This is a genomic window from Kitasatospora aureofaciens (assembly GCF_001188955.3).
Classification (GTDB): domain Bacteria; phylum Actinomycetota; class Actinomycetes; order Streptomycetales; family Streptomycetaceae; genus Kitasatospora; species Kitasatospora aureofaciens.
The window spans coordinates 82,060-107,439 of sequence record NZ_JPRF03000019.1 but is presented as its reverse complement, the minus strand read 5'-3'; the positions used below and the strand labels follow the sequence as shown (position 1 = coordinate 107,439).

Annotated in this window: 37 protein-coding genes; all 37 read right to left on the bottom strand. The window is 68.1% G+C overall.

What is annotated here, in order from left to right:
* Window positions 1-82 precede the first annotated feature (82 nt).
* Window positions 83-562, bottom strand: coding sequence for a 50S ribosomal protein L17 (rplQ, locus tag HS99_RS11880; RefSeq protein ID WP_030280807.1), 480 nt, complete (start codon window positions 560-562; stop codon window positions 83-85).
* Window positions 563-689: 127 nt separating this feature from the next.
* The gene (locus tag HS99_RS11875) at window positions 690-1,712 is read right to left on the bottom strand and encodes a DNA-directed RNA polymerase subunit alpha (RefSeq protein ID WP_030055844.1); all 1,023 of its coding nucleotides are present in this window, start codon (window positions 1,710-1,712) and stop codon (window positions 690-692) included.
* A gap of 126 nt (window positions 1,713-1,838) precedes the next feature.
* Complete coding sequence (gene rpsK, locus HS99_RS11870; protein WP_030232513.1) at window positions 1,839-2,246, bottom strand: 30S ribosomal protein S11; 408 nt, start codon at window positions 2,244-2,246, stop codon at window positions 1,839-1,841.
* A 72-nt stretch (window positions 2,247-2,318) separates the two neighbouring features.
* On the bottom strand, window positions 2,319-2,699 hold the full coding sequence (rpsM, locus tag HS99_RS11865) for a 30S ribosomal protein S13 (RefSeq protein WP_030259703.1): 381 nt from the start codon (window positions 2,697-2,699) through the stop codon (window positions 2,319-2,321).
* 177 nt (window positions 2,700-2,876) lie between these two features.
* Complete coding sequence (rpmJ, locus tag HS99_RS11860) at window positions 2,877-2,990, bottom strand: 50S ribosomal protein L36 (RefSeq protein ID WP_003956441.1); 114 nt, start codon at window positions 2,988-2,990, stop codon at window positions 2,877-2,879.
* 33 nt (window positions 2,991-3,023) lie between these two features.
* Entirely contained in the window at window positions 3,024-3,245 is a 222-nt protein-coding gene (gene infA, locus HS99_RS11855) for a translation initiation factor IF-1 (RefSeq protein WP_003956442.1), read from the bottom strand.
* Window positions 3,246-3,439: 194 nt separating this feature from the next.
* The gene (mscL, locus tag HS99_RS11850; protein ID WP_030280806.1) at window positions 3,440-3,865 is read right to left on the bottom strand and encodes a large conductance mechanosensitive channel protein MscL; all 426 of its coding nucleotides are present in this window, start codon (window positions 3,863-3,865) and stop codon (window positions 3,440-3,442) included.
* Window positions 3,866-3,997: 132 nt separating this feature from the next.
* Window positions 3,998-4,837 carry a type I methionyl aminopeptidase gene (map, locus tag HS99_RS11845; protein WP_030280803.1) on the bottom strand — a complete coding sequence of 280 codons (840 nt, stop codon included), beginning with the start codon at window positions 4,835-4,837 and terminating at the stop codon, window positions 3,998-4,000.
* 116 nt (window positions 4,838-4,953) lie between these two features.
* On the bottom strand, window positions 4,954-5,607 hold the full coding sequence (locus tag HS99_RS11840; protein ID WP_030280796.1) for an adenylate kinase: 654 nt from the start codon (window positions 5,605-5,607) through the stop codon (window positions 4,954-4,956).
* Entirely contained in the window at window positions 5,607-6,917 is a 1,311-nt protein-coding gene (gene secY, locus HS99_RS11835; protein WP_030280792.1) for a preprotein translocase subunit SecY, read from the bottom strand. Before secY ends, HS99_RS11840 begins: the two co-directional genes overlap by 1 nt.
* Window positions 6,918-7,255: 338 nt before the next feature.
* Window positions 7,256-7,708, bottom strand: a complete 453-nt coding sequence (rplO, locus tag HS99_RS11830) for a 50S ribosomal protein L15 (RefSeq protein ID WP_030280790.1) — start codon at window positions 7,706-7,708, stop codon at window positions 7,256-7,258.
* A 2-nt stretch (window positions 7,709-7,710) separates the two neighbouring features.
* Window positions 7,711-7,893, bottom strand: a complete 183-nt coding sequence (gene rpmD, locus HS99_RS11825; protein ID WP_030055835.1) for a 50S ribosomal protein L30 — start codon at window positions 7,891-7,893, stop codon at window positions 7,711-7,713.
* Complete coding sequence (gene rpsE, locus HS99_RS11820) at window positions 7,893-8,513, bottom strand: 30S ribosomal protein S5 (RefSeq protein WP_030280788.1); 621 nt, start codon at window positions 8,511-8,513, stop codon at window positions 7,893-7,895. Before rpsE ends, rpmD begins: the two co-directional genes overlap by 1 nt.
* Window positions 8,514-8,561: 48 nt before the next feature.
* Window positions 8,562-8,945 carry a 50S ribosomal protein L18 gene (gene rplR, locus HS99_RS11815; RefSeq protein ID WP_030280785.1) on the bottom strand — a complete coding sequence of 128 codons (384 nt, stop codon included), beginning with the start codon at window positions 8,943-8,945 and terminating at the stop codon, window positions 8,562-8,564.
* 3 nt (window positions 8,946-8,948) lie between these two features.
* The gene (gene rplF / locus HS99_RS11810) at window positions 8,949-9,488 is read right to left on the bottom strand and encodes a 50S ribosomal protein L6 (RefSeq protein ID WP_030280782.1); all 540 of its coding nucleotides are present in this window, start codon (window positions 9,486-9,488) and stop codon (window positions 8,949-8,951) included.
* 22 nt (window positions 9,489-9,510) lie between these two features.
* Window positions 9,511-9,918, bottom strand: a complete 408-nt coding sequence (rpsH, locus tag HS99_RS11805; protein ID WP_030280781.1) for a 30S ribosomal protein S8 — start codon at window positions 9,916-9,918, stop codon at window positions 9,511-9,513.
* Window positions 9,919-10,203: 285 nt separating this feature from the next.
* The gene (locus tag HS99_RS11800; protein WP_030055830.1) at window positions 10,204-10,389 is read right to left on the bottom strand and encodes a type Z 30S ribosomal protein S14; all 186 of its coding nucleotides are present in this window, start codon (window positions 10,387-10,389) and stop codon (window positions 10,204-10,206) included.
* A 4-nt stretch (window positions 10,390-10,393) separates the two neighbouring features.
* A complete protein-coding gene (gene rplE / locus HS99_RS11795) occupies window positions 10,394-10,963 on the bottom strand; it encodes a 50S ribosomal protein L5 (protein ID WP_030280779.1) in 570 nt (189 codons plus the stop codon).
* Window positions 10,963-11,274, bottom strand: a complete 312-nt coding sequence (gene rplX / locus HS99_RS11790) for a 50S ribosomal protein L24 (RefSeq protein WP_030263484.1) — start codon at window positions 11,272-11,274, stop codon at window positions 10,963-10,965. The genes rplE and rplX overlap by 1 nt, the downstream gene beginning before the upstream one ends.
* Before the next feature lie 15 nt (window positions 11,275-11,289).
* Window positions 11,290-11,661, bottom strand: coding sequence for a 50S ribosomal protein L14 (gene rplN, locus HS99_RS11785; RefSeq protein WP_030232481.1), 372 nt, complete (start codon window positions 11,659-11,661; stop codon window positions 11,290-11,292).
* Between the two features lie 99 nt (window positions 11,662-11,760).
* Window positions 11,761-12,033, bottom strand: coding sequence for a 30S ribosomal protein S17 (gene rpsQ, locus HS99_RS11780; RefSeq protein ID WP_030280777.1), 273 nt, complete (start codon window positions 12,031-12,033; stop codon window positions 11,761-11,763).
* Window positions 12,033-12,257, bottom strand: a complete 225-nt coding sequence (gene rpmC / locus HS99_RS11775; RefSeq protein ID WP_030232478.1) for a 50S ribosomal protein L29 — start codon at window positions 12,255-12,257, stop codon at window positions 12,033-12,035. Before rpmC ends, rpsQ begins: the two co-directional genes overlap by 1 nt.
* On the bottom strand, window positions 12,257-12,676 hold the full coding sequence (rplP, locus tag HS99_RS11770) for a 50S ribosomal protein L16 (protein WP_030232476.1): 420 nt from the start codon (window positions 12,674-12,676) through the stop codon (window positions 12,257-12,259). The genes rpmC and rplP overlap by 1 nt, the downstream gene beginning before the upstream one ends.
* 5 nt (window positions 12,677-12,681) lie before the next feature.
* Window positions 12,682-13,506: a 30S ribosomal protein S3 gene (gene rpsC, locus HS99_RS11765; protein ID WP_030280775.1), complete on the bottom strand. Its 825-nt coding sequence runs from the start codon at window positions 13,504-13,506 to the stop codon at window positions 12,682-12,684.
* Window positions 13,506-13,853, bottom strand: coding sequence for a 50S ribosomal protein L22 (gene rplV, locus HS99_RS11760; RefSeq protein WP_030280773.1), 348 nt, complete (start codon window positions 13,851-13,853; stop codon window positions 13,506-13,508). The genes rpsC and rplV overlap by 1 nt, the downstream gene beginning before the upstream one ends.
* Window positions 13,854-13,908: 55 nt before the next feature.
* Entirely contained in the window at window positions 13,909-14,190 is a 282-nt protein-coding gene (gene rpsS / locus HS99_RS11755; RefSeq protein WP_030280772.1) for a 30S ribosomal protein S19, read from the bottom strand.
* Between the two features lie 11 nt (window positions 14,191-14,201).
* Window positions 14,202-15,038: a 50S ribosomal protein L2 gene (rplB, locus tag HS99_RS11750; protein WP_030280770.1), complete on the bottom strand. Its 837-nt coding sequence runs from the start codon at window positions 15,036-15,038 to the stop codon at window positions 14,202-14,204.
* A 46-nt stretch (window positions 15,039-15,084) separates the two neighbouring features.
* Entirely contained in the window at window positions 15,085-15,402 is a 318-nt protein-coding gene (rplW, locus tag HS99_RS11745; protein ID WP_030280768.1) for a 50S ribosomal protein L23, read from the bottom strand.
* Window positions 15,402-16,079: a 50S ribosomal protein L4 gene (gene rplD / locus HS99_RS11740; protein ID WP_030280765.1), complete on the bottom strand. Its 678-nt coding sequence runs from the start codon at window positions 16,077-16,079 to the stop codon at window positions 15,402-15,404. The genes rplW and rplD overlap by 1 nt, the downstream gene beginning before the upstream one ends.
* A 5-nt stretch (window positions 16,080-16,084) precedes the next feature.
* Window positions 16,085-16,732, bottom strand: coding sequence for a 50S ribosomal protein L3 (rplC, locus tag HS99_RS11735; protein ID WP_030280762.1), 648 nt, complete (start codon window positions 16,730-16,732; stop codon window positions 16,085-16,087).
* A gap of 14 nt (window positions 16,733-16,746) precedes the next feature.
* Window positions 16,747-17,055, bottom strand: a complete 309-nt coding sequence (rpsJ, locus tag HS99_RS11730; protein WP_012785157.1) for a 30S ribosomal protein S10 — start codon at window positions 17,053-17,055, stop codon at window positions 16,747-16,749.
* Window positions 17,056-17,474: 419 nt separating this feature from the next.
* Window positions 17,475-19,295, bottom strand: coding sequence for a glycosyltransferase family protein (locus tag HS99_RS11725; protein WP_030280760.1), 1,821 nt, complete (start codon window positions 19,293-19,295; stop codon window positions 17,475-17,477).
* 97 nt (window positions 19,296-19,392) lie between these two features.
* Entirely contained in the window at window positions 19,393-20,286 is an 894-nt protein-coding gene (locus tag HS99_RS11720; RefSeq protein WP_046385840.1) for a glycosyltransferase family 2 protein, read from the bottom strand.
* A 295-nt stretch (window positions 20,287-20,581) separates the two neighbouring features.
* Window positions 20,582-20,959, bottom strand: a complete 378-nt coding sequence (locus HS99_RS11715) for a DUF2304 domain-containing protein (RefSeq protein ID WP_030280755.1) — start codon at window positions 20,957-20,959, stop codon at window positions 20,582-20,584.
* Entirely contained in the window at window positions 20,956-21,645 is a 690-nt protein-coding gene (locus HS99_RS11710) for a glycosyltransferase family 2 protein (RefSeq protein ID WP_030280753.1), read from the bottom strand. Before HS99_RS11710 ends, HS99_RS11715 begins: the two co-directional genes overlap by 4 nt.
* A gap of 86 nt (window positions 21,646-21,731) precedes the next feature.
* Entirely contained in the window at window positions 21,732-23,054 is a 1,323-nt protein-coding gene (locus tag HS99_RS11705; protein WP_030280751.1) for a hypothetical protein, read from the bottom strand.
* A 134-nt stretch (window positions 23,055-23,188) separates the two neighbouring features.
* On the bottom strand, window positions 23,189-25,246 hold the full coding sequence (locus HS99_RS11700; protein ID WP_030553958.1) for a hypothetical protein: 2,058 nt from the start codon (window positions 25,244-25,246) through the stop codon (window positions 23,189-23,191).
* Window positions 25,247-25,380 lie beyond the last annotated feature (134 nt).

Sequence of the window (25,380 nt, the reverse complement as noted above, 5' to 3'; positions counted from 1 at the left end):
TCTTCTCCCGGTCCTCGGAAAACAAGGAACGGGCCCGCTCCCCCATCGCTGGGAGAACGGGCCCGCAACACACCTAGAGGTGTCAGGCCTGCTCGGCGGCCTCGGCCTCGTCGGCCTTGGTGTCGACGGCGGCGGCCTCGTCGGCCTCCTTGACGGCACGCTTGGTGGCGGCCTCGGCCTCGCCGACGGCGGTCTGCGCGACGGTCAGCGCCTCGACCAGCTCGATCACGGCCATCGGGGCGTTGTCGCCACGACGGGGACCGATCTTGGTGATGCGGGTGTAGCCACCCGGGCGGTTCTCGTAGCGCGGCGCGATCTCGGTGAAGAGGGTGTGCAGCACCGAGACGTCGGTGATGGTCTTGCGCACCAGGCGACGGTTGTGGATGTCGCCCTTCTTCGCCTTGGTGATCAGCTTCTCCGCCAGCGGGCGCAGGCGGCGGGCCTTGGCCTCGGTGGTGGTGATGCGGCCGTACTGGAACAGCTCACGGGCCAGACCGGCGAGCAGCAGCGGCTCGTGGTGCGGGCCACCGCCCAGACGGGCACCCTTGGTGGGACGCGGCATGGAATTACTCCTTGAATCTCCGACTGCGGCCGTACCAGGTACCACAGCGGGCGTACGGGCACTGTGCCCGTACGGCTTTCATGACGACGGAGGCGGTTCCGGGGAACCGCCCCCGCGGTCAAGTCTCTCAGTACTGCTCGGTCTCCGCGTAACCCGCGTCGTCCAGGTCGTCGGCGCCGAAGGCGTCGGCGGCGGCGGTCGGGTCGAACCCGGGCGGGCTGTCCTTGAGGGCCAGGCCCATGCCGGCCAGCTTCGCCTTGACCTCGTCGATCGACTTCGCACCGAAGTTGCGGATGTCGAGCAGGTCGGCCTCGGAGCGGGCGACGAGCTCACCCACGGTGTGGATGCCCTCGCGCTTGAGGCAGTTGTAGGAGCGGACGGTGAGCTCCAGCTCCTCGATCGGCAGCGCCAGGTCGGCGGCCAGGGCGGCGTCCGTCGGGGACGGGCCCATGTCGATGCCCTCGGCGTCGATGTTCAGCTCGCGGGCGAGGCCGAACAGCTCCACCAGGGTCTTGCCGGCCGAGGCCATGGCGTCGCGCGGACGCATGGCGGGCTTGGTCTCGACGTCGACGATCAGCTTGTCGAAGTCGGTCCGCTGCTCGACACGGGTGGCCTCGACCTTGTAGGTGACCTTCAGCACGGGGCTGTAGATCGAGTCGACCGGGATGCGGCCGATCTCCTGGCCGGAGGCCTTGTTCTGGACGGCGGAGACGTAGCCGCGACCGCGCTCGACGGTCAGCTCCATCTCCAGCTTGCCCTTGCCGTTGAGGGTGGCGAGGACCAGCTCGGGGTTGTGCACCTCGACACCCGCCGGCGGGGCGATGTCGGCGGCGGTGACGACACCCGGGCCCTGCTTGCGCAGGTACATCACAACCGGCTCGTCGTGCTCCGAGGAGACGACCAGCTGCTTGATGTTGAGGATGAGGTCGGTCACGTCCTCCTTGACGCCCGGCACGGTGGTGAACTCGTGCAGGACGCCGTCGATGCGGATGCTGGTGACAGCGGCACCCGGGATCGACGACAGGAGCGTGCGGCGCAGGGAGTTGCCGAGGGTGTAGCCGAAGCCCGGCTCCAGCGGCTCGATCACGAACCGCGAGCGGAACTCGTCGACGACCTCTTCGGTCAGCGAGGGACGCTGAGCGATAAGCATGGGGAGGTTCCTCCAGTTGTCTTCGGCACCCACTATTTGATGCCGACAGGACCAAGCGTACGGGCTCCTGCAAGAACAGGAGCCCGTACGAGGTTTAAAGCGACCCGCGTGCCCGAAGGCGCTGCGTCAGACGCGGCGGCGCTTCGGCGGACGGCAGCCGTTGTGCGGGGTGGGGGTGACGTCCTGGATCGAGCCGACCTCCAGGCCGGTGGCCTGGAGCGAACGGATCGCGGTCTCGCGGCCGGAGCCCGGACCCTTCACGAAGACGTCAACCTTGCGCATGCCGTGCTCCTGCGCGCGACGGGCAGCGGCCTCGGCGGCCATCTGCGCGGCGAACGGGGTGGACTTGCGCGAGCCCTTGAAGCCGACGTGGCCGGCGGAGGCCCAGGAGATCACGTTGCCCGCGGGGTCGGTGATCGAAACGATGGTGTTGTTGAACGTGCTCTTGATGTGCGCGTGGCCGTGAGCGACGTTCTTCTTTTCCTTGCGGCGGATCTTCTTCGCGCCGGCAGCCTGACGACCCTTGGGGGGCATAAGTCTGTTCTCCTACTGAGGTGGTCGGTCCGCTGACCCGCGGGCCGGAGGGATGTCCGGTTACGGGACGGACTACTTCTTGCCCGGCTTCTTCTTACCGGCGATCGCGCGACGCGGGCCCTTGCGGGTACGCGCGTTGGTGTGGGTGCGCTGGCCGCGGACCGGCAGGCCCCGGCGGTGACGCAGACCCTCGTAGCAGCCGATCTCGACCTTGCGGCGGATGTCGGCGGCCACCTCACGGCGGAGGTCACCCTCGACCGTGTAGTTGGCGTCGATGTACTGGCTCAGCTTGACCAGGTCTTCCTCGGTGATGTCGCGAACGCGGACATCCGGGTTGACGCCGGTCTCGGCGAGGGTCTGCTGGGCGCGGGTACGGCCGATGCCGTACACGTAGGTGAGGGCGATCTCGATCCGCTTCTCACGGGGGAGATCAACGCCGGCGAGGCGTGCCATTCAAGGCTCCTGTGGTTCTTCAGAGGTCTGGCGTGCCACCTACTCCTTCGCCTCTCGACGATGGAGCCCCGGCCTCTGACCGGGGGCGGCAGTCCGTCCCGCTTCGGGACGGATCGGGTGACCCGCTTATGACGTTTTCGCGTCGCGCGAAGTACTACGAGAAATGCTGGGGAGAGATCAGCCCTGGCGCTGCTTGTGGCGCAGGTTGTCGCAGATCACCATGACCCGGCCGTGGCGGCGGATCACCTTGCACTTGTCGCAGATCTTCTTGACGCTCGGCTTGACCTTCATGTTTCAGGTTCTCCGGGTCTAGATCTGACGTTCTTACTTGTAGCGGTAGACGATCCGGCCGCGCGTGAGGTCGTAGGGGCTGAGCTCCACGACCACCCGGTCGTCCGGCAGGATGCGGATGTAGTGCATGCGCATCTTGCCACTGATGTGCGCGAGGACCTTGTGACCGTTCTGCAGCTCGACCTTGAACATCGCGTTCGGAAGAGACTCGATCACGGTGCCCTCGATCTCAATGGCGCCTTGCTTCTTAGCCATGAACTGCGAGATCCACCTTCCGGGACCGGCTACCGTATGCGGAACGCTCGTGCGAACCTGGGTTCACCCCAGCCCCGAGGGGAAGAGGGCGTGCTGAAGCACGCTACGAGTGAGCCGACGGTCCATCCTACGCCAGCGCGTCCCACGGGCCAAAACGGCGGCCCCGGAAGGAGTCCGTCGTCACACCCGGACGCTCAGAACCCGGTGGTGACGGTCAGCGGCTCGACGTGGGCGGTGCAGGCCGAGCAGCGGCGGGCGGCCTGCGGGATCTCGGTCAGGCACTCGGGGCAGGGGCGCTTCGGGGTCTTCGGCTTCTTCGGCAGGTAGCGCTCGGTGGCCTTGGTGACGGGCAGCACGACGCAGAAGTACAGCACCGCGGCCGTCATGACGAACGCGATCACCACGTTCAGGAACTGGCCGTACGGGAAGGTCACCCCGGCGACGGTCGCCTTGTACGAGCTGAAGTCGCCGGCCGCGCCGACCACCACGCCGACCAGCGGGGTGAGGAACGCGGACACGAAGCCGGTGACCACCCCGGTGAACGCGGCGCCGATGACCACACCCACGGCCATGTCGACGACGTTGCCGCGCATCATGAAGTCGCGGAATCCCTTGAGCACGTTGCTCTCTCCTGCTCGCTCGTAAGCCATTGACTGCCCCGTCAGCCGTCAAAAATAGGACAAAAGCCCTGGAGGTCCAAACCTCCAGGGCTCTGATCCCTTGTCATGAGCGGCAGTTGGCCGCCTCGGCGACTAGGCCAGCGGGTCCGGAGCTGCGGTGATGCCCAGCTTGGCGAGTTCGGCCCGGCCGCCGTCGAAGGCGGTCAGCACCAGTGGGCCCTGCTCGGTGACGGCCACCGAGTGCTCCCAGTGCGAGGCCCAGGTGCCGTCGTTGGTGACGACCGTCCAGTCGTCGTCCAGCACGGTGGTGTGCGGGGTGCCCAGGGAGACCATCGGCTCGATCGCCAGCACGGTGCCCGGGACGAGCTTCGGGCCCTTGCCGCGGCCGCGCTCGACGTAGTTCAGCACGTGCGGCTCCATGTGCATCGCGGTGCCGATGCCGTGGCCGCCGTAGCCCTCGGTGATGCCCCACTTGCCCTTGGGCGGCAGCGGCTGGCGGCGGATGTAGCCCTCGATCGCCTTGGAGACGTCCACCAGGCGGTTGCTCTTCTTCATCTGGGCGATGCCGGCCCACATCGAGCCCTCGGTCACCCGGCTCAGCATCTCGACCTCCGGGCTGACCTCGCCGACCGCCACGGTGATCGCCGAGTCGCCGTGCCAGCCGTCCAGGATGGCGCCGCAGTCGATCGAGATGAGGTCGCCCTCCTGCAGCACCCGGTCACCCGGGATGCCGTGCACGACCTCGTTGTTCACCGAGGCGCAGATCACCCCGGGGAACCACAGGCCGCCGTGGTGGGCGCGGAAGTTCGAGGTGGCGCCGTGGTCGGTGATCACCTTGTCCGCGATGTCGTTGAGCTCCTGGGTGGTCACCCCGGGAGCGACCGCCGCGCGGCAGGCCTTCAGCGCCTCGGCGACGACCAGCCCGGCCGCTCGCATCTTCGCGATCTGCTCGGGGGTCTTGATCTCCACCATCAGGGTCACGCCTTCCAAGTCCGGATTGCCACTGCTTACCACCGTACGACGCCGAAACGGCCGGGCCGCCCGCTCCACGGGCGCCCCGGCCGTACGTCGTACCTCGCTGAGGGACCTCAGCCGTTCTGCTTCAGCGCCTCGATCGCGCGCTGGGTGACCTCGTCCACCTTGCCGAGGGCCGAGATGGTCGCCACCAGGCCCTGCTGGACGTAGTAGTCGATGATCGGCTCGGTCTCCGTGTGGTAGACCTCCAGGCGGGTGCGCACCTTCTCCTCGGTGTCGTCCGAGCGCTGGTACAGCTCGCCGCCGCACTCGTCGCAGACGCCCTCGACCTTCGGCGGGTTGTAGTCCACGTGGAAGACGTGGCCCCCGTCGTTGCGGCACAGGCGGCGGCCGGCGATCCGCCGGACGACCTCGTCCTCGGGGACCTCCAGGTCCAGCACGCCGTCCAGCTCGATGCCCTGCTCGGCGAGGAACTCGTCGAGCGCCTTGGCCTGGCCCAGGTTGCGGGGGAAGCCGTCGAGCAGGAAGCCGTTGGCGGCGTCGGCCTGGAGCATGCGGTCCTTGGCCATCCCGATGGTGACCTCATCCGGCACCAGGCGACCCGCGTCCATGTAGCTCTTGGCCTCGAGCCCCAGCGGGGTGCCCTGGCCGATGTTGGCGCGGAACAGGTCTCCGGTGGAGATGTGGGGGATGGACAGGGTCTTGGCGAGCAGGTGCGCCTGAGTACCCTTCCCGGCCCCGGGAGGACCAACGAGGACGATACGCATCAGCGGAGGAACCCTTCGTAATTGCGCTGCTGGAGCTGGCTCTCGATCTGCTTCACAGTTTCGAGTCCGACGCCGACGACGATGAGCACGCTGGTGCCGCCGAACGGGAAGTTGGTCTGCTGTCCGAAGGCGACCAGGGCGATCATCGGGATCAACGCGATCAGGCCCAGGTAGAGCGAACCCGGCCACGTGATTCGGGTCAGCACGTAGTTCAGGTACTCGGCCGTCGGCCGGCCGGCCCGGATGCCCGGGATGAAGCCACCATACTTCTTCATGTTGTCGGCAACTTCTTCGGGGTTGAAGGAGATGGCCACGTAGAAGAAGGCGAAGAAGACGATCAGCAGGAAGTACGTCGCCATGTAGATCGGGTGGTCACCCTTGACGAAGTTCTGCTTGATCCACACCGCCCAGCCGGCCTGGCTGTTGGTCAGCTGGACCACCAGGGCGGGGATGTACAGCAGCGACGAGGCGAAGATGACCGGGATGACACCGGCCTGGTTCACCTTGAGCGGGATGTAGGTGGAGGTGCCGCCGAACGCCCGGCGGCCGATCATCCGCTTCGCGTACTGGACCGGGATCCGGCGCTGGGCCTGCTCGACGAAGATGACCAGCATCACGACGATGATGCCGACCGCGACCACGGACAGGAACTCGACCCAGCCGCCGCCGATGGTGCCGGACTGCTTGATGGCCCACATCGAGGACGGGAACTGCGCGGCGATCGAGGTGAAGATCAGCAGCGACATGCCGTTGCCGATGCCGCGGTCGGTGATCAGCTCGCCCAGCCACATGATGACCGTGGTGCCGGCCGTCATCGTGACGACCATGACCGCGATCCGGAACACCGAGGTGTCCGGCACGATCTGGTTGGCCAGCGGGCAGCCCGAGAACAGCGCACCGCTGGAGGCCGTCGCCACGATGCCGGTGCCCTGGAGCACGGCGAGCGCGATGGTCAGGTAGCGGGTGTACTGGGTGATCTTCGCCGTACCGGCCTGGCCCTCCTTCTTCAGCGCCTCGAGTCGCGGGATCACGACGGTGAGGAGCTGGAGGATGATGCTCGCCGTGATGTACGGCATGATGCCGAGGGCGAAGATCGTCAGCTGGAGTAGCGCGCCACCGCTGAACAGGTTGACGAGCCCGAAGAGGCCGTTGTTCTTGGTCTCCTTCACGCACTCGTTCACGGCCGTGAAGCTCACGCCCGGAATCGGAATGTGCGAGCCCAGCCGGAACAGCACCATGATGCCCAGCGTGAACAGCAGCTTCTTGCGCAGGTCGGGCGTCTGGAACGCCCGCGCGAACGCACTGAGCACGGTGCCTCCTGCGCCTCCCGCGCGTCGTCGGCGGGAGGGTCGGTCCTGGAATGGGGAGTTTGCGGTTCGGGCTCCCGTACAGACGGCACAGGCGAGCCTACGCGCAGCCTACAAGGGAACTCCACGGACTCTAACAGTGCGCGGCCACTCGAAAGAAGCGCGTACGGCCCGTCCCCCACTCACGGGGGTACGGGATGCCCGGTTTTGCCACACAAAAGAACGAGGGGCGGGCCGCCCCGATTTCGGCCCCGGAGTGAAAGGGCCGGTAAAGGCACGAGCCCCGCACCTCCCGGAGGAGGTGCGGGGCTCGAAGCCGGTTGTCGGCGGGTTCAGCGGGCTCAGACGAGCTCGGTGACCGTACCGCCGGCGGCCTTGATCTTCTCGGCGGCCGAGCCGGAGACGGCGTCGACCGTCACCTGCAGCGCAACCGAGACCTCGCCGGTGCCGAGCACCTTGACGAGGGAGTTCTTGCGAACCGCGCCCTTGGCGACCAGGTCCTCGACCGTGACCTCGCCACCCTGCGGGTAGAGCTCGGCCAGCTTGTCGAGGTTGACGACCTGGAACGTGATCTTGAACGGGTTCTTGAAGCCCTTCAGCTTCGGCAGGCGCATGTGGAGCGGCATCTGGCCACCCTCGAAGCGCTGCGGAACCTGGTAGCGGGCCTTGGTGCCCTTGGTACCACGACCGGCGGTCTTACCCTTGGAGCCCTCACCACGACCCACGCGGATCTTGTCGGTCTTGGCACCCGGGGCGGGACGCAGGTTGTGGATCTTGATCGGGTTGTCGCCCATGATCAGTCCACCTCCTCAACCGTCACCAGGTGACGGACCGTGTGGGCCATCCCGCGGATCTCGGGACGGTCCTCCTTCACCACGACGTCGTGCATGCGCTTCAGGCCGAGCGAACGCAGGGTGTCACGGTGGTTCTGCTTGCTGCCGATGTACGACTTGGTCTGCGTGATCTTCAGGCGAGCCATCAGGCGCTCACCCCAGCAGCACGCGCCCGCAGCAGAGCGGCGGGGGCCACGTCCTCCAGCGGCAGGCCACGACGGGCGGCGATCTCCTCGGGGCGGACGAGGCCCTTCAGAGCAGCCACGGTGGCGTGCACGATGTTGATCGCGTTGTCCGAGCCGAGCGACTTCGACAGGATGTCGTGGATGCCGGCGCACTCCAGGACGGCGCGCACCGGACCACCGGCGATAACACCGGTACCGGGGGCGGCGGGCTTCAGCAGCACGACGCCGGCGGCCTTCTCACCCTGGATCGGGTGGGGGATGGTGCCCTGGATACGGGGGACGCGGAAGAAGTTCTTCTTGGCCTCCTCAACACCCTTGGCGATGGCGGCCGGAACCTCCTTCGCCTTGCCGTAACCGACACCCACGGTGCCCTCGCCATCGCCCACCACGACGAGCGCGGTGAAGCTGAAGCGACGGCCACCCTTGACAACCTTGGCGACACGGTTGATCGCGACGACGCGCTCGACGTAAGCGGTCTTCTCGACAGCCTGGGCGTTGCCCTGACCGTCACGCTTACGGTCGCGCCGCTCGCCACCCGTGCCGCGACCGGCGCCGCCTTCGCGGCGCTGGGGTCCAGCCATTGGAATTACCTCTCTCGTTTACGTCCGTCGACAGAGTCGACGAGCGGCTTAGAAGTCGAGCCCGGCCTCGCGAGCCGCGTCCGCCAGGGCGGCGATGCGGCCGGCGTACCGGTTGCCCGCGCGGTCGAAGACGACCGACTCGATGCCGGCGGCCTTGGCGCGCTCGGCGACCAGGCTCCCGACCTTCTTGGCCAGCTCGGTCTTGTCGCCCTCGGCGCCCTTGATGGACACGTCGAGGGTGGACGCCGACGCCAGGGTGTGACCCTTGGCGTCGTCGATGACCTGGGCGACCATGTGACGGTTCGAGCGCGTCACGACGAGGCGCGGACGCACCTCGGTGCCGACGACGCGCTTGCGAACGCGGATCGCGCGGCGCTTGCGAGCGGCGCTCTTGTAGGCGTTGCCCTTGCCGATCTTGACAGAGACACTCATCGCTTACTTACCACTCTTTCCGACCTTGCGGCGGATGACCTCGCCCGCGTACTTGACACCCTTGGCCTTGTACGGGTCGGGCTTGCGCAGCTTGCGGATGTTGGCGGCGATCTCGCCGACCTTCTGCTTGTCGATGCCGTCCACGTGGAACTTGGTGGGCGACTCGACGACGAAGGAGATGCCCTCCGGCGCGGTGATCAGGATCGGGTGGCTGTAGCCCAGCGCGAACTCCATGTCGGAGCCCTTCGCCGTGACTCGGTAGCCGACACCGCTGATCTCCAGCGACTTGCGGTAGCCCGCGGTCACGCCGGTGATCATGTTCGCCACCAGCGTGCGGGTCAGGCCGTGCAGGGCCTTCGAGCGACGCTCGTCGTTCGGGCGGGTGACGAGCACGGTGCCGTCCTCGCCCTTGCCGATCTCGATCGGCTCAGCGACAACGTGGGTGAGGGAACCCTTGGGGCCCTTCACCGCGACCGTCTGGCCATCGATGGTGACGTCCACGCCAGCGGGGACCTGGATGGGCAGCCGTCCAATGCGCGACATTGCTGTACCTCCGTTTCCCGAATTACCAGACGTAGGCGAGAACTTCTCCGCCTACGCCCTTCTTGGCGGCCTGCTTGTCGGTCAGGAGGCCGGACGACGTGGAGATGATCGCCACGCCCAGGCCGCCGAGCACCTTCGGCAGGTTGGTGGACTTTGCGTAAACGCGCAGACCCGGCTTGCTGATGCGCTTGATGCCGGCAATGGAGCGCTCACGGTTGGGGCCGAACTTGAGCTCGATGGTCAGCTTCTTGCCGACCTCGCCCTCAGCGGGCTCCTCAACCTTGTAGGAGGAGATGTAACCCTCCTGCTGCAGGATCTGGGCGACGTGCGCCTTGATCTTGCTCGCCGGCATCGCCACGGAGTCGTGGTACGCCGAGTTCGCGTTACGCAGACGCGTGAGCATGTCTGCGATGGGGTCGGTCATGGTCATGATGGCCTCAGGCCTCTCTCGCCGTGGTTTCTCCGCGCCAGGTCCCCCTTCCGCACTCTTCCGAGTTCGTCAGGGGCACAAGCGCAGGGGACCTACGACGTAGTAAGACTGGGTGCGAGCCCTCCCAGAAGAGGGCCACGGACGTCCATGGGGAAGCCGTGGCAGGGGGCCCGACCCCACTACCTTACGGGAATCCGTACGGCAGCCCAAACCTCAGCATTGTGACTTCGGCGGGCGGTGTGGGATCGGGCACCTCTGCTTCGCTGTGTGCCTAGAGCTCTGGGACTACCAGGAGCTCTTGGTCACGCCCGGCAGCTCGCCGCGGTGCGCCATCTCACGGAGGCAGACACGGCACAGGCCGAACTTGCGGTACACCGAGTGCGGACGGCCGCAGCGCTGGCACCGGGTGTAGGCCCGGACGCCGAACTTCGGCTTGCGCTCGGACTTCGCGATGAGGGACTTCTTCGCCATTGGCTCACGCCTCCTTGAACGGGAAGCCCAGAGCGCGCAGGAGCGCCCGGCCCTCGTCGTCGGTCTGAGCGGTGGTCACGACGGTGATGTCCATACCGCGCTGACGGTCGACCTTGTCCTGGTCGATCTCGTGGAACATAACCTGCTCGGTCAGACCGAAGGTGTAGTTGCCACGGCCGTCGAACTGCTTCGGGGAGAGACCACGGAAGTCACGGATTCGCGGCAGGGCCAGCGAAACCAGACGGTCCAGGAACTCCCACATGCGGTCACCGCGAAGGGTGACGTGGGTGCCGATCGGCTGGCCCTCGCGCAGCTTGAACTGCGCGATGGACTTGCGAGCCTTGGTCACGGCCGGCTTCTGACCGGTGATCGCGGTCAGGTCGCGGATCGCGCCCTCGATCAGCTTGCTGTCACGGGCGGCCTCGCCGACACCCATGTTGACCACGACCTTGACCAGGCCGGGGATCAGCATGACGTTCTCGTACGAGAACTGCTCCTGCAGCTGGCCCTTGATCTCGGAGTTGTAACGCTCCTTGAGGCGGGGGGCCACCTTCTCAACAGTCGTCTCAGACATCAGATGTCCTCACCGGTCCGCTTGGCAACGCGGATCTTGTTGCCCTGGTCGTCGAAGCGGTAACCGACGCGGGTGACGACCTTCTTGCCGTCCTTCTCCACGACCAGCTGGACGTTGGAGACGTGCACCGGGGCCTCGACGGTCACGATGCCACCCTGGGTACCCGGACCCGGCTTGGTGTGCTTCTTGACCCGGTTGACACCCTCGACCAGGACCTTGTTCTCAGCCGGCATGGCCTGGATGACCTTGCCCTGCTTGCCCTTGTCCTTGCCGGTGATGACCTGGACCAGGTCACCCTTCTTGATCTTCATGCTGTTCGCCATGGGTTAGAGCACCTCCGGCGCCAGCGAGATGATCTTCATGAACTTCTTGTCGCGCAGCTCGCGGCCGACCGGGCCGAAGATGCGGGTGCCACGGGGGTCACCCTCGGTGTTCTTCAGCACGACAGCGGCGTTCTCGTCGAAGCGGATGTACGAGCCATCCGGACGGCGGCGCTCCTTGACGGTGCGGACGACGACGCACTTGACGACGTCACCCTTCTTCACCGAACCACCGGGGATCGCGTCCTTGACGGTCGCGACGATGACGTCCCCGATTCCGGCGTAGCGGCGACCGGAGCCACCGAGAACACGGATGCAAAGGATCTCCTTGGCACCAGTGTTGTCGGCAACACGCAGTCGCGACTCCTGCTGGATCACAGCTTTCTCCTGATCGTCAACGAGAGTCGACGGGCCGGCCGCTGCTCACACCGGCGTCCAGGGACCCGGTGCACATACGGCCGTACCTCATCGGCTTCGTTACTTGGCCTTCTCGAGGATCTCGACGACGCGCCAGCGCTTCGTCGCGGACAGCGGGCGGGTCTCCGCGAGGAGGACCCGGTCGCCCACGCCGCACGCGTTCTGCTCGTCGTGCGCCTTCAGCTTGTTCGTACGGCGGATGACCTTGCCGTACAGAGCGTGCTTGACGCGGTCCTCGACGGCGACGACGACGGTCTTGTCCATCTTGTCGCTGACGACGAGACCCTCACGGGTCTTGCGGAAACCGCGCGTCTCGTTGGTGTTCTCAGTCATCAGGCGTTCTCCACCGTCTCGATGCCCAGCTCGCGCTCGCGCATCAGGGTGTAGATCCGCGCGATGTCCTTGCGGACGAGCTTGAGCCGTCCGTGGTTGTCGAGCTGCCCGGTCGCCGCCTGGAAGCGGAGGTTGAACAGCTCCTCCTTGGCCTCGCGCAGCTTGGCAACGAGACCCTCGTTGTCCAGCGAGCGAAGCTCAGCAGCCTTGGTAGCGGCCGACATCAGCTCTCACCGTCCTCGCGCCGGACGATCCGGCACTTCATCGGCAGCTTGTGCGCGGCGCGGGTGAGCGCCTCGCGAGCAACCTTCTCGTTCGGGTACGACAGCTCGAACATGACCCGACCCGGGTGCACGTTCGCGATCCACCACTCCGGCGAACCCTTACCGGAACCCATGCGGGTCTCGGCCGGCTTCTTGGTGAGCGGACGGTCCGGGTAGATGTTGATCCAGACCTTGCCGCCACGACGGATGTGACGGGTGATCGCGATACGAGCGGACTCGATCTGACGGTTCGTCACGTAGGCCGGGGTCACGGCCTGGATGCCGAACTGGCCGAACGCCAGCTCGGTGCCACCCTTGGCAGCGCCACGGCGCTTCGGGTGGTGCTGCTTGCGGTGCTTGACCCGACGGGGGATCAGCATTTGGGTCAGGCCTCCGTTCCGGTGTTCTCAGCAGCCGGAGCCTCGACGGCCGCGGCCGCGGGGGCCTCGGCAGCGGCGGGACGACGGCCACGGCCACCGCGCTCGCCACCACGGCGCTCGCCACCGCGGGCGGGACGACCACCCTCGGGACGGGCCGGGCGGTTGCCCGAGCGGGCAGCGGCGTTCTCAGCGCGGACCTCGGCGATGTTCTTGACGTCGCCCTTGTAGATCCAGACCTTCACGCCGATGCGGCCGAAGGTGGTCTTGGCCTCGAAGAAGCCGTAGTCGACGTTCGCGCGCAGGGTGTGCAGCGGCACACGGCCCTCGCGGTAGAACTCCGAACGGCTCATCTCGGCGCCGCCGAGACGACCGGAGCACTGGACCTTGATGCCCTTGGCGCCGGACTTCATGGTGCCCTGCATCGACTTGCGCATGGCACGACGGAAGGAGACGCGGGAGGACAGCTGCTCCGCGACGCCCTGAGCCACGAGCTGGGCGTCCAGCTCGGGGTTCTTGACCTCGAGGATGTTCAGCTGGACCTGCTTGCCGGTCAGCTTCTCGAGGTCGCCGCGGATGCGGTCGGCCTCGGTGCCACGGCGACCGATGACGATGCCGGGGCGAGCGGTGTGGATGTCGACGCGGACTCGGTCGCGGGTGCGCTCGATCTCGACCTTGGAGATGCCGGCGCGCTCCATGCCCTTCGTCATCATGCGACGAATGGCAACGTCTTCCTTGACGTAGTCCTTGTACAGCTTGTCGGCGTACCAGCGGGACTTGAAGTCCGTGCTGATGCCGAGGCGGAACCCGTGCGGGTTAACCTTCTGGCCCATTACCGGGTCCCTTCCTTGCTGCTGACGACCACGGTGATGTGGCTGGTCCGCTTGCGGATCCGGTAGGCACGGCCCTGGGCACGCGGGCGGAACCGCTTCAGGGTCGGGCCCTCGTCAACGTACGCCTCGGAGATGTAGAGGTCGTCCACGTTGGAGTGGTTGTAGTTGTGCGCGGCGTTGGCAATGGCGCTGTCGAGCACCTTGCCGACCGGCACGGTGGCGGCCTGCGGAGCGAAACGCAGGACGGCCTGGGCCTCCGTGGCATTCATGCCACGGATGAGGTCCACCACGCGGCGGGCCTTCATGGGCGTCACGCGGATGTACCGCGCCTGTGCCCTGGCTTCCATGGTTGTCCCCTTAATGGAGTAAGTCATTGAGTCTTTTTGGCGCGCAAGCTCAGGCTTAGCGACGCTTCGACTTCCGGTCTTCCTTGACGTGGCCGCGGAAGGTGCGGGTCGGAGCGAACTCGCCGAGCTTGTGGCCGACCATCGACTCGGTGACGAACACCGGGACGTGCTTACGGCCATCGTGAACCGCGATCGTGTGGCCGAGCATGCTCGGGGAGATCACGGAACGACGGGACCAGGTCTTGATGACGTTCTGGGTACCCGCCTCGTTCTGAGCGTCCACCTTCTTGATGAGGTGGCCGTCGATGAAGGGGCCCTTCTTGAGACTGCGCGGCATCTGACCTGCTCCTAGCGCTTCTTGTTGGTCTTGCGGCGGCGCACGATGAGCTTGTCCGACGCCTTGTTCGGGCGACGGGTACGGCCCTCGGGCTTACCCCACGGCGAGACCGGGTGGCGACCACCGGAGGTCTTACCCTCACCACCACCGTGCGGGTGGTCGATCGGGTTCATGGCGACACCACGCACGGTCGGGCGGACGCCCTTCCAGCGCATGCGGCCGGCCTTGCCCCAGTTGATGTTCGACTGCTCGGCGTTGCCGACCTCGCCGACGGTCGCGCGGCAGCGCGCGTCCACCAGGCGGATCTCACCGGAGGGCATGCGCAGGTGCGCCATGCGACCCTCACGGGCGAGCAGCTGGATGCCGGAACCGGCGGAACGGGCCAGCTTGGCACCGCCACCGGGACGCAGCTCCACGGCGTGGATGGTGGTACCGACCGGGATGTTGCGCAGCGGCAGGTTGTTGCCCGGCTTGATGTCGGCGCCAGCGCCGTTCTCGATCCGGTCACCCTGCGCGATGCCGCGCGGCGCGATGATGTAGCGCTTCTCGCCGTCCGCGTAGTGCAGGAGCGCGATGCGCGCGGTGCGGTTCGGGTCGTACTCGATGTGCGCGACCTTGGCCGGCACGCCGTCCTTGTCGTGACGACGGAAGTCGATCACGCGGTAGGCGCGCTTGTGACCGCCACCCTGGTGGCGAGCGGTGACACGACCGGCGTTGTTGCGGCCGCCCTTGCTGTGCAGGGGGCGAACCAGCGACTTCTCCGGGGTGGACCGCGTGATTTCTACGAAGTCGGCCACGCTGGAGCCGCGACGGCCCGGCGTAGTCGGCTTGTACTTGCGGATGCCCATTTGGCTCTCTCGTCCTCGTCCTAATCGACGATCACGATCTCCTTGTTCAGGAGACCGGACCACCGAAGATGTCGATGCGGTTGCCCTCGGCCAGCGTCACGATGGCGCGCTTGGTGTCCTTGCGCTTGCCAAAGCCCGTCTTGGAGCGCTTGCGCTTGCCCTGACGGTTGATCGTGTTGACAGCCTCGACCTTGACCGAGAAGACCGCCTCGACGGCCTGCTTGATCTGGGTCTTGTTGGCGCCCGGCGACACGATGAACGTGTACTTGTTCTCGTCGAGGAGCGAGTAGCTCTTCTCCGAGATGACCGGCTTCACCAGGACGTCACGGGGGTCCGTGAACGTCTTGCTCGTAACGTCGCTCATCAGGCGGCGCTCCCTTCGAGCTCGCCCTCAGCGGCAACGGCCTTGGCGGACGCGGCCGGACCGGCCACGAAACGCTCGAAGGCGGCCTGGGTGAAGACCACATCGTCGGAGACGAGCACGTCGTAGGTGTTCAGCTGACCGGCGTCCAGGATGTGCACGTTCGGCAGGTTGCGAGCGGACTTCAGGCCCAGCTCGTCCGAGCGCTCGACGACCAGGAGGACGTTCTTGCGGTCGGTGATCTTGCCGAACAGGCCCTTGGCGGCCTTGGTCGACGGCGCCTCGGTCGCGGTCACGCCGGTGACGACGTGAATGCGGTTGTGGCGGGCCCGGTCGGTGAGTGCACCGCGCAGGGCGGCGGCGATCATCTTCTTCGGGGTCCGCTGCGAGTAGTCGCGCGGCACGGGACCGTGCACGACGCCACCGCCGGCGAACTGCGGCGCACGGGTCGAGCCCTGACGGGCGCGGCCGGTGCCCTTCTGGCGGTACGGCTTCTTGCCGCCACCGCGGACCTCGCCACGAGTCTTGGTCTTGTGGGTGCCCTGACGGGCCGCAGCGAGCTGCGCCACGACGACCTGGTGCATCAGCGGAACGCTGACCTTCGCGTCGAAGATCTCGGCCGGCAGCTCGAGGCTGCCGGTCTTGTCGCCAGCCGGCGACAGGATGTCAATGGTGCTCATATCCTTCACAGCCCCTTCGCCGCGGTGCGGACGAGGACGAGGCCGCCGTTCGGGCCCGGGACGGCGCCCTTGATGAGCAGCAGGCCCTTCTCCGCGTCGACCGCGTGCACGGTCAGGTTCTGGGTGGTCACACGCTCGTGGCCCATCCGACCAGCCATGCGCAGGCCCTTGAACACACGGCCCGGGGTGGCGCAGCCACCGATGGAACCGGGCGAGCGGTGCTTGCGCTGGGTGCCGTGACCGGCGCCGAGACCCTTGAAGTTGTGACGCTTCATGACACCGGCGAAGCCCTTGCCCTTGGAGGTGCCGGTCACGTCGACCTTGACACCCGCCTCGAACAGCTCGGCGGTGATCTCCTGGCCCAGGGTGTACTCGGACGCGTCCGAGGTACGGATCTCGACCAGGTGGCGGCGCGGGGTGACACCGGCCTTGGCGAAGTGGCCCGCGAGGGGCTTGTTCACCTTGCGGGGGTCGATCTCGCCGAAGCCGAGCTGGACGGCGCTGTAGCCGGCCGCGCTGTCGGCGGTGTGGACCTGGGTCACGACATTCGGCCCAGCCTTGACGACGGTCACCGGGACGACCCGGTTGTTCTCGTCCCAGACCTGGGTCATGCCGAGCTTCTCGCCCAGGATGCCCTTAATCTGCTTAGCCATCTTCGGTGCGCCTCTCAGAGCTTGATCTCGATGTCGACGCCAGCCGGCAGGTCGAGACGCATGAGCGAGTCAACCGTCTTCGGCGTGGGGTCGAGGATGTCGATCAGACGCTTGTGAGTACGCATCTCGAAGTGCTCGCGCGAGTCCTTGTACTTGTGCGGCGAGCGGATGACGCAGTACACGTTCTTCTCAGTGGGCAGCGGCACCGGGCCCGCGACCTGCGCACCAGTACGGATCACCGTCTCGACGATCTTCTTCGCCGAGGAGTCGATGACCTCGTGGTCGTAGGCCTTGAGCCGGATGCGGATCTTCTGTCCCGCCATGGCTACTCAGTAGTCCTTTGTCCTTAGTCACTTCACGACTCCCCTCCGACCCCCGCGCTCGGGCGTGTCGCACTCGCGCTTGCAAAAAACCGGCGAAGTACTTCGTCGGTTTCGAACTTTCGGGGTGGGGGGTGGCCGGGCCGAGGCCCCGCACACGCTTCCCGGAAGATTCCCGTACTTTCGCCCCGCAGCTGCCGCGGCGTAGAACTCACGCTTGACGGCCATCACGGGAACGACGAGTACATGGGACTCGCTTCCAGTCCTCCCGGCGGGAGGCGCGCAGCATCGGCACTCAACCGAGCAACTTGGACATACTGCCACATGGAGCAGCCCGGATGCCAATCGGGGCCGGTGAGGCGTACCTCACCGGCCCCGAGGGGGTGACCGTCAGAGCGGGCGGCTGCCGCCGCCCGGCCGCGTCACCAGGGTCGCTTGGTGCCGCAGACCAGCGCCCACGCGTCACCGGGCACGTTGCTGCACCACAACTGGCCCTTGTCGGGACCGTTGTTGTACTCCTTGAGCCCCTTGTTCACCGGCGCGCAGTCGTGCGGGCCGGCCGGGTCGAACTTGGGGCACTTGCCGTCGCGGTTCACCAGGATGTGCGCCCGCCAGGCGTCGATGCCCATGTCCACGTTCTGGCTGCCGCTGCTCGGCAGGAGCTTCGGGTCGGTGGTCGGCATGTAGCGGTCCACCGACCAGGAGGCCGCCATGGTGGCGAAGAGCGCCACCGCGCAGACCGCGCCGGCGACCAGGCGGCCGGTGACCTCCGGGCGCAGGGTCAGCGGGGCCGGCCCGCCGTCGGTGCCGACGCGCTGGACGGTGCGCAGCCAGGCCGTACCCCGCTGGACGACGAACATCAGGCCGAGCACCGCGAGGATCATCAGCGCGTAGAGGATGATCCAGGTGGTGCGCGGGTACAGCTGGACGGCCTTGGCCTGGGCCAGGTGGGAGGCGAACCAGTACCGCAGCAGCCAGGCGCTGACCAGGGTGACCGCGGTGGTCCGGACCACGATGCTGCGCAGCCCGAGGCCGAGCGCCAGCGCGACACCGGCCAGCAGCAGCAGGGTGTAGGCGCTCTGCCCGGCCAGCTCGCCGCGCCACGGGAAGTCGTGGTAGGTCAGGTCGCCGGCCCGGTCCGAGGCCCAGCCCATGACGTACGCCGGGTCGATGTACACCGAGAGGTAGGCGTACCGGTCCTTGGCCTCGGCCCCCAGCCGCACCAGCTGGTACAGCAGCGGCGCGCCGACCACGGCGGCACTGACCAGGGTCGCCGCCAGGAACAGCAGCACCGGCTTCAACCGGGCGGCGCCCTTGCGCCACGGCACCAGGAACAGCGTCAGGACCAGCACCCCCGGCGCGGCCCAGACGAACCAGCCCGAGTACCAGAGGAACATCAGGCCGAACGAGACGCCGAAGCCGACACCGCGCCAGACGGTGGAGCGGGTGGTCAGCTGGTGCGCCCGGCGCAGCTCGCGCAGCGCCGCGGCCAGCATCGGCACCATGACCAGCATGGTGACGTGGCTGTACGGCCGGATCGGGTCCAGGAACAGGATCGCGGCCGGGACGGCCACCAGCAGCGCCCAGAACGGGCGCAGCAGCAGCCGCCAGGACAGGTAGGCCATCGGGCCGACCAGCGCGCTGAAGATCAGCTGGAGGTCCTTCATGGCGTAGCCGCCGCCACCGATGCCGCCGTAGAACAGCTTCGACCAGATCGCCAGCACCCCCGGGAAACCGGGCGGGTAGACGCCGGGCAGGCCCTGGCCGCGCAGCATGTCGTTGGCCATGCCGATGAGGTTGCCCGGGTCGCCCTCCTGACCGCCGAGGCCCCACTGGGTGCCGTGCAGCGCCACGGCGATGCCGCCGGCCACCGCGCCGGTGGCCAGGCCCGCGACGGCCGCACAGACCAGCCGCTGGACCAGCTGGTAGCGGGCCAGGGTGCCCCGGTAGGCGGCGTAGAGCAGCACGGCGAGGACTGGCAGGCCCACCACCGCGGCGTACTTCTGCAGCATCGCCAGACCGCTGACCTGGCCGACCCGGTTGAGCGGGTTCACGTCGATGCGGCTGCAGAGCAGCGTGAAGGCGAACGCCGCCGCGATCGAGACCAGTGCCTCGGCCGAACGGACCGCCCAGGGGCGTGCCAGCAGGCCGTCCATCCGCCCGGGGCGGGTCGCGCTCGCGCCCTCCGGTTGCCGGTGCTCCGCCTCGGAGCCGCCGACCGGGCTGGTGGCCAGATCAGTCATGTCAGTCACTTCCGTGCATGGCCACGTCCGGTGAGTGGCATGGTGGGTCGGCGATCGGGATCAGCCGACATGATAATTCCGCCCGTTCGGCGCCCGGTCAGCTGCTGCGGACGGCGCGGCCGACCATGGCGCCGGCGTGGGCGAAGTCCCCCGCACCGAGGCGCCCGGCGGCCACCATCAGGGCGTGCAGCCGGGAGGAGAGGTGCAGGTCGGCCGAGCGGGCCGCCGCGTTCCAGCCCTTGGCGCGCAGCTCCTTGGCGATCAGCCCGTAGTAGCGCAGCTCCTCGTCGAAGCGCTTGCCGTCCTTCACCCGGGTCGAGGAGTCGCTGGCCTGGTGGCGCCGGTAGCGGAACACCTCGCGCTCGTCGACCAGCAGGTTGCCGCCCTCCATCAGCATGTCGACCATGAACGCCAGGTCGTGCACGGCGTCGATGTCCGGGCGGTACGGGATCTTCGACAGCGCGGACTGCCGGTAGAGGAGCGACGGGGTGTACAGCCAGTTGCCGGACAGCAGGCTCTTCACCGCGTCCTCGCCGCTGATCAGGCCGGCCTTGCGGGCCGGGGCGGCGATCCGGCGCTTGACCTTGTCGCCGATGCCGAGCGACGGCACCAGGACCCCGTCGCTGTCCATCACCTTCACGCCCGGCTGGACCGCGATCGCGTTCGGGTCGGCCTTCATCCGCTCCAGGACGACGTCCAGGTAGTTCGGCTCCAGCAGGTCGTCGGCACCCATCATCGAGACGAACTCGCGCTCGGCCAGGGTGGACGCCTTGTAGGTGTTGCCGTTGGGGCCGAGCCGCTCCTCGTTGCGGACGTAGCGGATCCGCTCGTCGTTCAGGCCCTCGATGTACTCCAGCGCCCGGTTGCCCGGGTACTGGTCGTCCACCACGGTCAGCCGCCAGTCCTGCTGGTGCTGGGCCCGGATGCTGTCGATGGTGGCGAACAGGTACTCCGGGTCGCCGTAGTACGGGATGACGAAATCGACGCTCATGGCAGCGCCGCACCTCCTGGTCCTGGATCATGCTTCGGTGCCGCCCGGCCGCGGCCGCCGGGCGAGCCAAGTCAACCAGCTTCCGGCCGGTGGTCGCCGGGCGGTACCGCTGCGAACCAGTGCACGGGCCGCCGTGGTCGGCGGGCCGATACCCCGGAAGACGGTCGTGGTGGACCGCCCGGTTCAGGACGGTCTCCGGAAAGACGGATTTCCCTGTACGGCCGGAAGGGGGCCGCACCCAGCGGGTGCGACCCCCTCCTCGTGCTCGTCACCGTGCCGCGCGGGAGGCGGCCGGTCAGTGGTCGGAGCCGACCGGGGTGTCCAGGCGGTCGCTGTTGTGGCGGACGCCCTCGGTGATGGCCACGGTGCGGGCCAGGTCGGTGAGCTTCTTCTCCAGCGAGCGGAAGCGCAGGTAGGTGTTGAGGGTGAGGAAGCCCATGGCGATCACCATCAGGTAGAGCACCAGGTCGGTACCGCGGCCGACGCCGAGCGCGGTGGCCAGCTTGGTCACGCCGGACGGCCACAGGATGGCGACGACGTTGGCGATCACGAACAGCGCGAAGGCGATGCGCTTCCACGCCCGGGTGTTCGCGGCGTCCCAGCGCCGGACGAACAGGAGGGCCATGGCCACCGCGGCCACGACCAGGATCAGCTGGATCCAGAGGTGATTCATCGGCGGTTACGCTCCCGCAGCGAGATGTCGAAGAGGATGTTCACGCCGTTGATCAGGGACTGGCCCTTGGCGCGCGAGTAGTCGGTGTACAGGATGTCCACCGGGACCTCGGCGACCCGGAGGTCCGAGCCGGCGAGGAAGGAAACGATCTCCGAAGCGTGCGCCATGCCGTTCATGGTGATCTTGATCCGGCTGGCGGCCTCGCGGTTCATCACGCGCAGACCGTTGTGCGCGTCGGTGAGCTTGAGCTTGCGGGCCGTCGGGCTGACCGCGGCGGCGGTGCGCAGCACCACGCGCTTGATCCACGGCACCTGGCCGGTCTGCTCGATGAAGCGGGAGCCGAGCACGATGTCGGCCTCGCCCTCGCGCAGCAGCGCCACCATCTTCTCGACGTCCGCGGTCTGGTGCTGGCCGTCCGCGTCGAAGGTCGCGAAGTACTCTGCGCCCTCCTGCTCCAGGGCGTACTTCAGACCGGTCTGGAGCGCGGCGCCCTGCCCCAGGTTGACCGGGTGCCGCACCAGGTGGGCGCCGGTCGTCATGACGTGCTGGGCCGTGTCGTCGGTGCAGCCGTCGTCCACCACCACGATGTTCGGGAAGGTCTTGCGCGCCCCCTCCACGACCTCGGCGATCACCTGGCCTTCGTTGTAGGCAGGGATCACCAGCCAGACGTTGTCATACTCGGACACAGGTGCTCCATGCTTCGCGAACGGCACGGCGGCCCGTGCCTCGGGTCTGTCTATGGGTGATGGTCATGGCGTCGGGCCCCCGCACCTCAGGACGTCCGCAGCGGCTCTGCTGCGGACCGGTCGGACGGGACGGCGGCGGGACGGGACGGGAACGCGCGGTAGAGCGACCACAGCATCAGGACCGCGCTGACCAGCGAGCCGGCCAGGTAGGCGAGCTCCGCGCGGAGGCCGACGTCACCCGGAGCGAGCGCGACAGCCACCAATGCTACGGAACCGGCGGTCCAGCCCACCAGCTGGCGGCGGTGCTGGGCGCTCGACATCAACGCCTGGCCGAAGACCGTCGCCAGGACGTAGCAGAGCGTCCCGAACACCAGCCAGACGAAGTCCAGTGGTCCGAGCACGTCCTTCGCGTTGAACAGCAGCGGGTTGAGTCGGGAGCCGAGCACGATCACCGGCAGGCCGCCGCCGATACACATCGCGGCGACGATCGCGGTGGTGCGGGTCAGCACCTTGCGGAACTCGGCGTGGTTGCCGGCCGCGGCGGCGCCGGAGAGCGCGGAGACCATCGAGGCCTGCAGGGCGCTGTAGGCGAACAGCGGCGCCCGGGCCATCACCACGGCCTGGCCGATCGCGAAGACCAGCGCGTCGGAGGCCTCGGAGTGCTTCGGCGAGAGCAGGCGCACGCAGACCACGGTCGCGTTGACCACCAGCTGGCTGAGCATGACCGAGGCGATCAGCAGGCCGAGGCCTCCGGTCAGCTGCTTCCAGGAGACCTCGGGCCCCGGGGTGCGGTCGGCCAGGGTGTCGCGCAGGCCGATCAGCGAGGCCAGCAGCGGGGAGACGAACAGGATCAGGCCGAAGGCCATCGCCGAGTGCAGGCCGACCGCCGCCGCCACACCGGCCAGCCCTATCCGCAGGCCGCCGTCGACCGCCAGCTGGGTGCCGTACGGGCCGAACAGCCCCAGGCCCGCCAGCGCGCCGCGGGCGACCGAGCTCACCGCGAGGCCGGCCAGGCCGCCGGCCAGCGCGACCACCAGGCTGCGGTCACCGCTGAACAACTGGTCGGCGATCGGGCGGGCGGCGACGGCCAGCACTCCGCAGACCGCGACCAGGATCGCCATGGCGAGCAGCAGCATCCGCCGCACCGCGGGCAGCGCACCGTGCCCCGCGACCTTGCGGGCGGCCACCAGTCGGGTCAGCTCCAGCTCGACCGGCTGGAAGAGCCCCCACCCCACGGACATCACGATGGTCCAGAGCATCGTCACCCTGGCCGCGCCGACGGTGCTCAGGCTGTAGCCCACGAGCGCCATGTAGACGTACGCCGAGGCTCCGAGCACGACCGTGCCACCGACCACGAGCCGCGCCCCCGGGGGAAGCACCCCAAGCAGCTTGGCGATCGGGTTCTTCATCACATGACCACCGATTCACCGGCCGGCCATGCCACACGTCCACGCACGAGGCCGACCGGGCCGTGCGATTGCTGTGAATAGTAGCGGGTCGGCGTAAACGCTCAGTGCACGCGCGTGCCCCGCCGGTCGTCCTGTCAGACCCCGGGGAAGGTGCGGCCCCAGGGCTGCGTCCAGAGCATCTCCGGGTCGCTCAGCACGGTGGCCTTCACCCCCTGCTTCGCCAGGTCGCGCTTGATCCGGTCACCCACCGCACGGTCCGCGGTCAGGATGGTCACCGGCGGGTGCGGGGCCGGGAGCATGTCGATCGCGCCCTTGAGCCGGCCGAAGGAGCGCTGGTAGTCCTCCTCCTTGACCTGGGGACCGCCGATGTCCACCCAGTGCATCTCGTACAGCGCCTTCATGTCACCGCCGCGCCGGTTCAGCAGCGAGGCGAGCCAGGTGGCCTTGAGGTTCTTGTAGTCGTCGTTGGAGACGAGGGCGATCACCGGGCCACCCGTGCCGCGCAGCGGGGCCAGCGCCTCGACGCCCTTGGGGCCCATGTCACTCTCGAACTCGCCGCGGCCCCAGGCCACCAGTGGGTTGCCGGACCAGGCGGACGGGTTGTCCTTGGTGGCCAGGAAGCCCCACTGCACGTTGGCGAACATGCTGAGCGCGGCGGCGACGGCCAGCCCGGAGAGGGCGAGCTCGCCCAGGCGCCGCGGCAGTGCCCGGCTGGTGCCCCGGTACGGCGTCTGCAGCATGACGCCGACGGCGCCGACCGAGATCAGCGCGACCACGACGCCCACGGCCGTCATCTTGTGGAAGTAGTAGGAGTACCGGCCGATGCTGTGCAGCTGGTAGGCGGCGAAGGCGCTGAGCACCGCGCCGGTGCCCAGCAGCACCGCCAGGTGGGCCTGGCCGGTGGCCGTGCGGCGACTGCGCGGCATGGCCGCCGCCAACAGACCGAGCAGGCCGCCGCCGATGAGTACCGAGCGGTCCGCCCCGACGCTCGGGCCGTTCATGTTCGAGGCGCTCGCGACGTCCAGGTTGCCCATGACCGACAGGACGCTCGGCAGCGCGGCCACGCCCAGCGCGCACAGCAGCGCGCCGAGCGTCCACCACCAGTACCCGGCGAACTTGCGCCGGTGCGCCACCAGCGCGCCCAGCAGGGCCACGCCGACGAACGCGCCGTAGATGTTGTACGTGAAGGTCACGGTGATCAGCCCGGCCGAGGCGGCCAGCACGAACTCGGTGCGGCCCATCGCCGGCCGGACCAGCACCGCCAGGGAGAGCGCGATCAGCAGCAGGCCGATGAAGGTCGAGTCGAAGCCGTGGACCAGGAGGTCCATGTAGTTGCTGGCGAACATGATCGAGCCGACGGTCGCGCACACCGCCGCCGCCCGCCAGCCCCGCAGCCGCGGGCCGCCGATCCACCGTGCCGCCCAGACCAGCGCGGTGCAGAACAGCGCGTACGCCACGAGCAGGTACAGGAAGTACCGGTTCATGGTCTGGAGCATGTCGCCGGGGTTCGCGGCGGAGTGGACCAGCGTGTCCGTCCAGGCCAGCAGGAAGTGCGAGCCCTGCGGATAGGTCACCTCGGACGGCGGCATGAGGTAGGCCTTGGCCGCGTCCTGGTGGAAGAAGTTGAAACCGCCCACGCCCTCGATGGCGGAGAAGAAGGAGAAGTGCGAGAGCCGGTCCTCCGACGTCGCGAAGAACGCGACCCGCTCGGCCGCCGTCGCACCGGCGACCGGGTGGTAGAGGTAGTGCCAGAGCCCGCCGAAGGTGCCCACCACCAGCAGGTCGGACCAGCGGAAGCGCAGCGGCAGCCGCGGGGCGCGCCGGGCGGCCCAGGCGGCCACCGTCAGCACGCTGAACATGGTGCCGGTGGTGGCGACCGGGGACAGGCCCCAGGGCCAGAGCGAGAAGACCAGGCCGAGGGTCAGCACGCCGCCGAACAGGATCAGCGCGGCGACGAAGAGCCGGTCGAGCAGCACCCCGCCGACCCGGATCACGGAGGCCGTCGCGACCAGCAGCAGCGGCAGCAGCAGGATGCCCAGATGGAGCGTGACCAGACCGGTCGGCACCAGCCAGGACAGCGCGAGTCCGCCGGCCAGCACGAGCGGGTTGCGGCTCGCCCGCCCGCCGGCCGGCCCCGGTGGCACGGTCGGTCGCTGGATCCCGCTGTCGGGCGAGCTGTGTACGGTCGACACGGTGCCGTGCCCCTCCGGTTCAGTCCTGCCGCCCGTCTCCCCCTACCGGGTCCGGACTTCATCTACCGTCTGCGCGGGCAGGCTACGAGGGCCCAGCATACCGAGGGCGCGATCACCCGGAGCGGCCCAGGGGC